At 71.1% G+C, this 8,159-nt stretch carries 6 protein-coding genes, 1 tRNA gene and 1 pseudogene; 5 read left to right on the top strand and 3 right to left on the bottom strand.

Translation table 11 applies throughout. From position 1 onward, the window contains the following. Together AOK01_RS43310 and AOK01_RS01260 are read right to left on the bottom strand one after the other, a co-directional pair. Nucleotides 1-1,355, bottom strand: a pseudogene (locus AOK01_RS43310) (SUKH-4 family immunity protein); the annotation flags it as partial. Nucleotides 1,356-1,362: 7 nt separating this feature from the next. Continuing rightward, complete coding sequence (locus AOK01_RS01260) at nucleotides 1,363-2,358, bottom strand: SMI1/KNR4 family protein (RefSeq protein WP_055507427.1); 996 nt, start codon at nucleotides 2,356-2,358, stop codon at nucleotides 1,363-1,365. A gap of 249 nt (nucleotides 2,359-2,607) precedes the next feature. Between AOK01_RS01260 and AOK01_RS01255 the strand changes: the two genes are divergently transcribed. Both AOK01_RS01255 and AOK01_RS01250 read left to right on the top strand, forming a co-directional pair. Beyond that, on the top strand, nucleotides 2,608-3,111 hold the full coding sequence (locus tag AOK01_RS01255) for a YwqJ-related putative deaminase (protein WP_055507425.1): 504 nt from the start codon (nucleotides 2,608-2,610) through the stop codon (nucleotides 3,109-3,111). 98 nt (nucleotides 3,112-3,209) lie between these two features. Then, a complete protein-coding gene (locus AOK01_RS01250; protein WP_055507423.1) occupies nucleotides 3,210-3,719 on the top strand; it encodes an SUKH-3 domain-containing protein in 510 nt (169 codons plus the stop codon). 48 nt (nucleotides 3,720-3,767) lie between these two features. Here the strand turns inward: AOK01_RS01250 and AOK01_RS01245 are convergent, their stop codons facing one another. Next, nucleotides 3,768-5,108, bottom strand: coding sequence for a sensor histidine kinase (locus tag AOK01_RS01245; protein WP_055507421.1), 1,341 nt, complete (start codon nucleotides 5,106-5,108; stop codon nucleotides 3,768-3,770). Between the two features lie 223 nt (nucleotides 5,109-5,331). Between AOK01_RS01245 and AOK01_RS01240 the strand changes: the two genes are divergently transcribed. The 3 genes from AOK01_RS01240 (at nucleotide 5,332) to AOK01_RS01230 (ending at nucleotide 8,117) form a co-directional block, all read left to right on the top strand. After that, nucleotides 5,332-5,407 (top strand) — tRNA-Gln (locus tag AOK01_RS01240). Nucleotides 5,408-5,521: 114 nt separating this feature from the next. After that, nucleotides 5,522-7,024, top strand: a complete 1,503-nt coding sequence (glmU, locus tag AOK01_RS01235) for a bifunctional UDP-N-acetylglucosamine diphosphorylase/glucosamine-1-phosphate N-acetyltransferase GlmU (protein WP_079103083.1) — start codon at nucleotides 5,522-5,524, stop codon at nucleotides 7,022-7,024. A 121-nt stretch (nucleotides 7,025-7,145) separates the two neighbouring features. Next, nucleotides 7,146-8,117 carry a ribose-phosphate diphosphokinase gene (locus AOK01_RS01230; RefSeq protein WP_055507417.1) on the top strand — a complete coding sequence of 324 codons (972 nt, stop codon included), beginning with the start codon at nucleotides 7,146-7,148 and terminating at the stop codon, nucleotides 8,115-8,117. Nucleotides 8,118-8,159: the final 42 nt, after the last annotated feature.

Raw genomic sequence — 8,159 nt, 5'->3', positions numbered from 1 at the left:
GGCGCACCCGGCGCACCGGGCCCGGACGCCGGCGCCGGACCACCCGGCCGCGCACCCGGCGTACCGGGGGCCCCGGGAGGCGGCGGCGTACCGGCCACCCCCGCACCCCGCGCGCCACGCGGCGGACCCTGCGCCTTGCTGGTCGCCGCGTCGGCGATGTCACCGGCACCGGGCGGCAGCGGCCGGCCCGGCGCACCCGCACCGGGCGCCGGCTGCGGCACGCCGGGAGCACCGGGAACAGCGGGAGCACCGGGCGGCTGCGAAGAGGAAGAGGGGGGAGCTGCGGGCGACTGCGGGACACCCTGCGGATAGCCGTACGAAGACGCCCCTGAAGGCGCCCCCGGAGACGGAGCCGGTGTCGCACCGGGCGCCCCTGCGCCCTGCGCACCACCCGGGCCTTGGGCACCCGGACCCGGCGTAAACGCGGGCGGGCGCTGTTCACCCAGTGCGGGCGCGACACTCGTCCGCGGCAACTGGCTGCCGCCCGAGATCAGCTTGGTCCTGGCCTCGGGTGCCGTCTCGGGCGGGGGCGACGGCACGGCGCCCTCCCCGACATCGCGGATCTGCGGCGCGTACACCGTCGCCGGCAACGGCACGGAACGGTCGTCCCCCGGCTCGGCGTTGGTGTCGGTACCGGCCCACGGAGTCGCGTCGGCAGGCACAGCGGCAGCAGCGGGCGCCTCCCCACCGGCGGCGGGCCACGCCGTACCCCCCGTACCCCCGCCCGGAACGGCAGACACCGGCGAACCGGACGACGCCGACGAACCGGCGACGGGCCCCGGCAACGTCTCGGGCAGCGCACCCCCAGGGCCCCCAGGACCGCGGAAACTCCCGGGGCCACCGGGCCCGCCGTGAGCGGCAGGCACGGCGTCGACCGGAGGAACGGCAGCGGCAGGAGGCCCGGCATCGACCGGCGAGGCAGCAGCGGCAGCGGCAGGCCGGGATCCCGCCCCGCCCGACGTACCGTCCCGGCGGCCCGGCACGCCCATCCGGTCCGCCGCCTCCTGCAGCCACTCCGGCGGAGTGAGCAGGAACGACGTCTGATTGAGGTCCACGCGCGCGGGAGGCGCCGGCGCCGCGTCGGACACCGGGTCCGGAAGCCCGTACTCCTCCTCGTACCGGCGGATCACCTCACCCACGGGCAGCGACGGCCACAGCGTGGCCTCCCCGCTGTCCCGCGCGATGACGAGCCGCTGGAGGCCACCGTCCGAACGCGGACCCTCGGCCCGGTCCTCCGCCCACACCACGAACCCGAGATCGAACTCCCGCACCCGCACCTCACGGTGCTGGTATCCGGGCACGTCCCCGTTGATCCACTCTTCCGCGCGCTCCTGCGCCTGCGCGAAGGTCACCATCGGACGCTCACTCCCCCACCGAAGACACGGCGGACACCGGCACCGCTCGCGCGAAACCACCGTCCACCATCAGGTTCGCCACCGTCTCCAGCTCGGGCGGATTGCCCGCCAGCCGGAACAGGAACTGGTCGAAGTCGTCACCACAGGGCAACAGCAGCCGCTGCACCCGCTCCGGGGGCGGCCACGCGTCCTGGTCGCGGGCGTCGTCGTACGCGCAGAACCACACGGAGCCGACCCGCTCGCCCTTCACCTTCACCGCGAGCAGCCCGCCCTGCACGAACCCGACACCCAGGTAGTCCTTGGTCAGATGGTCCCGCAGGCACTTGTTCACATAGACCAGGTCGTTGACGGCGGCCTCGTCCCGCACGGTGAAGAACGGCTGATCGACCAGCAGCCCCAACTCCGCGTCCAACGCGGCCCCGACCGGCGCACACCCGCCGGCGGCCTTCAGGAAGGACCGGTACGCGCCCGGCAGCCGGTACCCGAGGTCCTCCTCGACCCCCAGCACCTGCTGCTCCGTGACGGCGACCGCCGCCTTCGGCAGACCGAAGTGCGCGGGCCGGGTCTCCTGCAACGGCCGCGTGCCCCGCTTGTCCTGATCGACCACCGCCGTGGCGAGCCCACCGTGGTGCCGCAGCAACGCCTTCACCTCGACCGGCACCAACTCCAGCCGCCGCGACCGCGGTACGTGGTGCCAGGTCCAGCCGTGCGGAGTCGCCACCGCCGGAATGGTGTCCCACAGGTCGTGCCCGGAGGCCGCCATCACCGCGTTCGCCGACACGTAGTCGGTCAACCGCAGCTCGTCGACACCGAACCCCTCGGGCGGCTCCGCGATCTCGGCCGCCGCGCGCGCGTAGAACGAGAAGTCGGGATAACCGCCCTCGTCGATCCGTACCCCTCTCGGGTGACGTGCCGCCCGCACCGGATCCGGGAAGTGCACGACCTGCCCGGCATAGGCCGCGTTCGGTGGCGCGGCCTGTTGCCCGAGCCGACCTGTCGTCATGGCGGTTGCCCCCTGCGGCGTTCTGAAGGATCGCGGATGCCGACAGCCTATGCGGTGGAAGGACACCGGTCACCGGGCCTCCGGTTCCATCCCGGCCAAGCACCCTCCGGTTCCGTGACCTGCCGTCATCGCGTCGTGACGGTACGACGAAGACCTCGCGTGTCGCGCCGTCCCAGCTACCGCAGCAGCCACGGAGTTTGGCACTCTGTCCGAGCACCGGGGGATGCGGTAAGGGGAGGAAACAGAACAATGAACACGACACAGACAGGTACGTCCGGAGACCCACGAGTCGGCTGGAGCAGCACCGAGGCGCCCACCGCCCCGGTCCTCCTCCACCGCCGCGACGGCATCCTTCCCACCATCGCCGCCGCCCTCTCCGTACGAGGCACCACCCTCACCGGCACAGCGGGCCGCGGCGACCAGCCACCAGCCCTGCACCCTCTCGTACGGGACTTTCTCGACACCCTCACCAGCGGCCAGCGCGACCGCTTCACCGGCCGCTGTGCCGAAGCCATCCTCATCTCCCGCCACCTCGGCACGGCCGACGCCGCCCGCTCCAAACGAGCCGCCCGAAAACCCATGACCAACGGCGAGGCCCGCAAATCCCTCAAGCAGGCCAAACTCACCGCCCGCCACATCCGCGAGGACGGCGACCCCCTGCACGGCAGCTTCGCGCAGCCCTGCCGCGCCTGCACCGCGCTCAGCGCCCACTTCGGCGTACGCATCGTCGACCCGACCGCACAGGAGAACTGACAGGGACCACCCACCCGCACGAAGGCGCCACCGACGCCACCAGAAGCAGCGGGCCGAGACCCCACACGGCAGCCGCTCAGACCGATCGCGAAGGGCCGATGCACACCGACCGCGCCACCACCTCCACCTCCACCACCCGCTTCTCCATCCAGGTCGACTCCTCACTGCGCTCCGCCGGATGGCAACCGGGCCGCTGGGACATAAGGCAGGCCGAGTTCTGGGCCGACGCCCTGCGCAGCCACGAGTCCCCCGCGGGACACCGCCACGCCGTGTTCCCGGCGGCGGTGGAGACCTGGGCGGAATTCGGCGGGCTGCACATCAGCACGGCCGAGGCCGGCCGGCAGATCGCCTCCTCGCCCCTGCACATCGACCCCCTGCACGGCCTCCACATGGCCCGCACCCTCGCCGACCTCGGCAGAGCCCTGGACACCGAAGTGGCCCCCCTCGGCGAGGAAACCGACAGCGGAGGCCTGCTGGCCGTCGACACGGAGGGCCGCGTCTACACCCTCGACCACACGGGCGACTGGTACCTCGGCGCCGACATCGACCAGGCCCTGACCACCCTCATCGCGGGCCGGGAACCGGTACGCCTGACGACGGCCGACTGAGCACGGCCGACCGAATACGGCTCACGCCCCTGCCGGAACGACCGCGGCTCACGCACCCGCCGGAATGACCGCCGACACCCGGAATCCGCCCGCGTCCGTCGGCCCGGACACGAACACCCCGCCGAGACCGACGACCCGCTCCTGCATCCCCAGCAGCCCGTTCCCCCCACTGGGCAACCTGGCGTCCGACGCGGCCCCGGGCTCCGGCGGCGGTCCGTTCTCCACCTGCATGGCGATCTCCGCACCCCGATGCGCCAGCCGCACCCGGGTCTTCGCCCCCGCCGCGTGCTTGTGGACGTTCGTCAGCGCCTCCTGCACCACGCGATAGGCGGTCTGCTCGACCGCCGCCGCGTACACCCGCACCTTCCCCTCCACCGAGAGGTCCACCACCATCCCCGCGGCGGCGGACTGCCCCACGAGCTCCTCCAGGTCATCGAGGCACGGCCCGTCCCCCGACTCCTCGGCGGCGGCCCGTGACGCGGCTGCCGCCGCGGCGGCAGCGGCCCCCACGGCGGCCAACGGCACGGCCTGCGTCCGCTCCGACCCGAACCCGGCCCCCCGCACCGACCCGTCCCCGGTACGCAGCACGCCCAGCATCTCCCGCAGTTCGGTCAGCGCCTGCCGCCCCATGTCGCCCACCAGCGACGCGTTCTTCACGGCCTTCTCGGGGTCCTTGCGAGCCACCGCCTGCAACGCCGCCGCATGCACGACCATCAGGCTCACCCGGTGCGCGACCACGTCGTGCATCTCCCGGGCGATCCTGGTCCGCTCCTCGTTGCGCGCCCACTCCGCCCGCTCCTCGGCCCGCTCCGCCAGGAGCATCAACTCCCGCTCCAGGGAGTCCGCCCGCTCCCGCAGACTCTCCATCAAGCGCCGCCGAGCCCCCACGTACAGCCCGAGCAGCACCGGCGGCGCCGTCATCCCCAACGACGTCGTGATCGACACGAAGGGCACGAACCAGTCCCCCAGCGCCATCTCACCGCGCACCATCCCCTGGTGCGCCCGCACATACGTGACGATGAGCATCCCCACCATCGACATGCCCGCGAGCGCCCCGATGATCCGGCGCGGCAGCTCGGACGCCGCCAGCGTGTACAGCCCGACGAGCCCCATCAGGAACCCCATCTGGGCCGGTGTGATCGCGATCGACACCAGCACGACGGCGATCGGCCACCGCCGCCGGAACAGCAGCACGGACCCGGCCACCGCCCCGAAGAGCATTCCCGCCGGCACCGGCACCCCCGCCGCACCCGCGAACGGAAAACCCTCCACCGCGCACTCGACCGACGACACCAGCGCGAGACTCCCGTCGAGCACCGCACTGCGCCGCCTCGCCCACCACCACGGCCCGGTCAAGGCCGCGGTGTGGTCTTCCCCCGTCGTGGTCATGCCTCCAGCCTACGGTCGCCCCCCGCCCCTTTTCCGGCGAGTTTCCCGTACCGGCACACACCACTCCGCGTAATCGAACAAATACGAAACGGCCCGGTATCCCTCGAACTGCAGCCCCTCGGAGTCGCGCGCTTGTTACCGTCGCATCGAAGGGTCTTGGTACGGCATAGTGTTGGGTGCCGACTCGGCGACCTGACCTTATGTCTGGTTTGGCCAAGTTCCATCCCCCATGGTGTAATCAGGCAGCACTGCGGTTTTTGGTACCGTATGTTCAGGTTCGAATCCTGATGGGGGAGCCACACACCCGGGGGCCCTGACAGCACTGTCAGGGCCCGCTCTCATGTCGCTCCTGAAACGCCCCGGTATCCTGCGGATGTCCCCACCCAAGACATCAGTAGCCGAAGGGCATATCCGTGAGCGCCAACCTTCCCCAAGCTCTCGGCTCCGGAGCAGGGGAGACCCCACTCGCAGCCGTCGTCGTTCTCGCAGCGGGTGAGGGCACCCGCATGAAGTCGGCCACGCCCAAGGTCCTGCACGACCTCTGCGGCCGTTCCCTCGTCGGTCATGTGCTGGCCGCGGCGGGCGAGTTGGGTCCCGAGACCGCCCAGAACCCCGAGAAGCTGGTCGTGGTCGTGGGTCACGCCCGCGAGAAGGTCACCGCCCACCTCACCGAGACCGCTCCGGGTGTACGGACGGCCGTGCAGGCCGAGCAGAACGGCACGGGGCACGCCGTGCGGATGGGCCTGGAGGAGCTGGGCGGCGTCGTCGACGGCACCGTCGTGGTCGTCTGCGGCGACACCCCGCTGCTCACCGGCGCGACCCTGCGCAAGCTCGCCTCGACGCACACGGGCGACGGCAACGCGGTCACCGTGCTGACCGCCGAGGTGCCGGACGCCACCGGGTACGGCCGTATCGTCCGGGACGCCGCCTCGGGGGCCGTGACGGCGATCGTCGAGCACAAGGACGCCTCCGACTCCCAGCGCGCGATCCGTGAGATCAACTCCGGTGTCTTCGCGTTCGACGGGCAGCTCCTCGCGGACGCGCTCGGCAAGGTGCGTACGGACAACAGCCAGGGCGAGGAGTACCTGACGGACGTCCTCGGCATCCTCCGCGAGGCGGGACACCGCGTCGGCGCCGCCGTGGCGGCCGACCACCGCGAGATCGCCGGCATCAACAACCGTGTGCAGCTGGCTCAGGCCCGCCGCATCCTCAACGACCGTCTGCTGGAGCGGGCGATGCTCGCGGGCGTGACCGTCGTCGACCCGGCCTCGACGTGGGTCGACGTCACCGTCACCTTCGAGCAGGACGCGATCGTGCACCCGGGCACCCAGCTCCAGGGCGCCACGCACCTCGGCGAGGGCGCCGAGGTCGGCCCCAACACCCGCCTGAAGGACACCCGGGTCGGCGCGGGCGCGAGGGTCGACAACACGGTCGCGAACGACGCGGAGGTCGGCCCCCAGGCGAGCGTGGGCCCCTACGCGTATCTCCGTCCCGGCACCCGCATCGGCCTGAAGGCCAAAGTGGGTACGTACGTGGAGACGAAGAACGCCTCGATCGGCGAGGGCTCGAAGGTCCCGCACCTCTCGTACGTGGGTGACGCGACGATCGGCGAGTACTCGAACATCGGAGCGGCGAGCGTCTTCGTGAACTACGACGGCGAGGCCAAGCACCACACCACGGTCGGGTCGCACTGCAAGACGGGCTCGGACAACATGTTTGTGGCGCCTGTCACCATCGGGGACGGGGCGTACACCGCGGCGGGGTCCGTGATCACGAAGGACGTGCCGCCCGGTTCGCTGGCCGTGGCCCGTGGCCAGCAACGGAATATCGAGGGCTGGGTGGCCCGGAAGCGTCCGGGGAGTGCTGCCGCGAAGGCCGCGGAGGCGACGTCCCGGGAGACCGGCGGCGAAAGCTGACCGGAAAACGTCGGGTCGTACACCGCGTACCGTGATAGATGCACACCCGCACATCCAGCTGAGACCGCACGTGAGAGCGCATCTCGACATCCAGCTGAGACACCTCTGAGGAGACAGTGCTGTGACCGGGATCAAGACGACCGGCGAGAAGAAGATGATGTTCTTCTCCGGCCGCGCCCACCCCGAGCTTGCCGAGGAGGTCGCCCACCAGCTGGGTGTCGGGGTCGTTCCGACGAAGGCCTTCGACTTCGCCAACGGTGAGATCTACGTCCGCTACGAGGAGTCGGCCCGCGGCGCCGACTGCTTCCTGATCCAGAGCCACACGGCCCCGATCAACAAATGGATCATGGAACAGCTGATCATGATCGATGCTCTGAAGCGGGCCTCCGCCCGGAGCATCACGGTGATCATGCCGTTCTACGGTTACGCACGCCAGGACAAGAAGCACCGTGGACGTGAACCGATCTCGGCGCGTCTGGTCGCCGACATGATGAAGACCGCGGGGGCGGACCGGCTCCTGACGGTCGATCTGCACACGGACCAGATCCAGGGCTTCTTCGACGGTCCGGTGGATCATCTGTTCGCGCTGCCGCTGCTCGCGGACTACGTGGGTCACAAGGTGGACCGCGCGAAGCTCACGGTGGTGTCTCCGGACGCGGGCCGGGTGCGGGTGGCCGACCGGTGGTGCGACCGGCTGGGCGCGCCGCTGGCGATCGTGCACAAGCGCCGTGACAAGGACGTGGCGAATCAGGTGACGGTGCACGAGGTCGTCGGTGATGTGGAGGGCCGGGTCTGTGTCCTGGTCGACGACATGATCGACACCGGTGGCACGATCTGTGCCGCGGCGGACGCGTTGTTCGCGCACGGCGCGGAGGACGTCATCGTGACGGCGACGCACGGTGTGCTGTCGGGTCCGGCGGCGGACCGGCTGATGAGTTCGAAGGTGAGTGAGTTCATCTTCACGGACACGTTGCCCACTCCGGGTGAGCTGGAACTGGACAAGATCACGGTGCTGTCGATCGCGCCGACGATCGCGAACGCGGTGCGTGAGGTCTTCGAGGACGGCTCGGTGACGAGCCTCTTCGACGAGTAGGCGGCTCCGCCGGGCCCTTTCCGGGTCACGGTCGCGCGGAGA

It is taken from the genome of Streptomyces aurantiacus, from assembly GCF_001418335.1.
Lineage (GTDB): Bacteria > Actinomycetota > Actinomycetes > Streptomycetales > Streptomycetaceae > Streptomyces > Streptomyces aurantiacus.
The sequence above is the reverse complement of the archived record's forward strand: the minus strand, read 5'-3'. Positions and strand labels throughout refer to the sequence as shown.

Bases quoted from the DNA above. Each gene is read 5' to 3' on its own strand.
- AOK01_RS01245 (WP_055507421.1), bottom strand. From the start codon at position 5,108: ATGACCACGACGGGGGAAGACCACACCGCGGCCTTGACCGGGCCGTGG.
- AOK01_RS01250 (WP_055507423.1), top strand. From the start codon at position 3,210: ATGCACACCGACCGCGCCACCACCTCCACCTCCACCACCCGCTTCTCC.
- AOK01_RS01260 (WP_055507427.1), bottom strand. From the start codon at position 2,358: ATGACGACAGGTCGGCTCGGGCAACAGGCCGCGCCACCGAACGCGGCC.
- AOK01_RS01255 (WP_055507425.1), top strand. From the start codon at position 2,608: ATGAACACGACACAGACAGGTACGTCCGGAGACCCACGAGTCGGCTGG.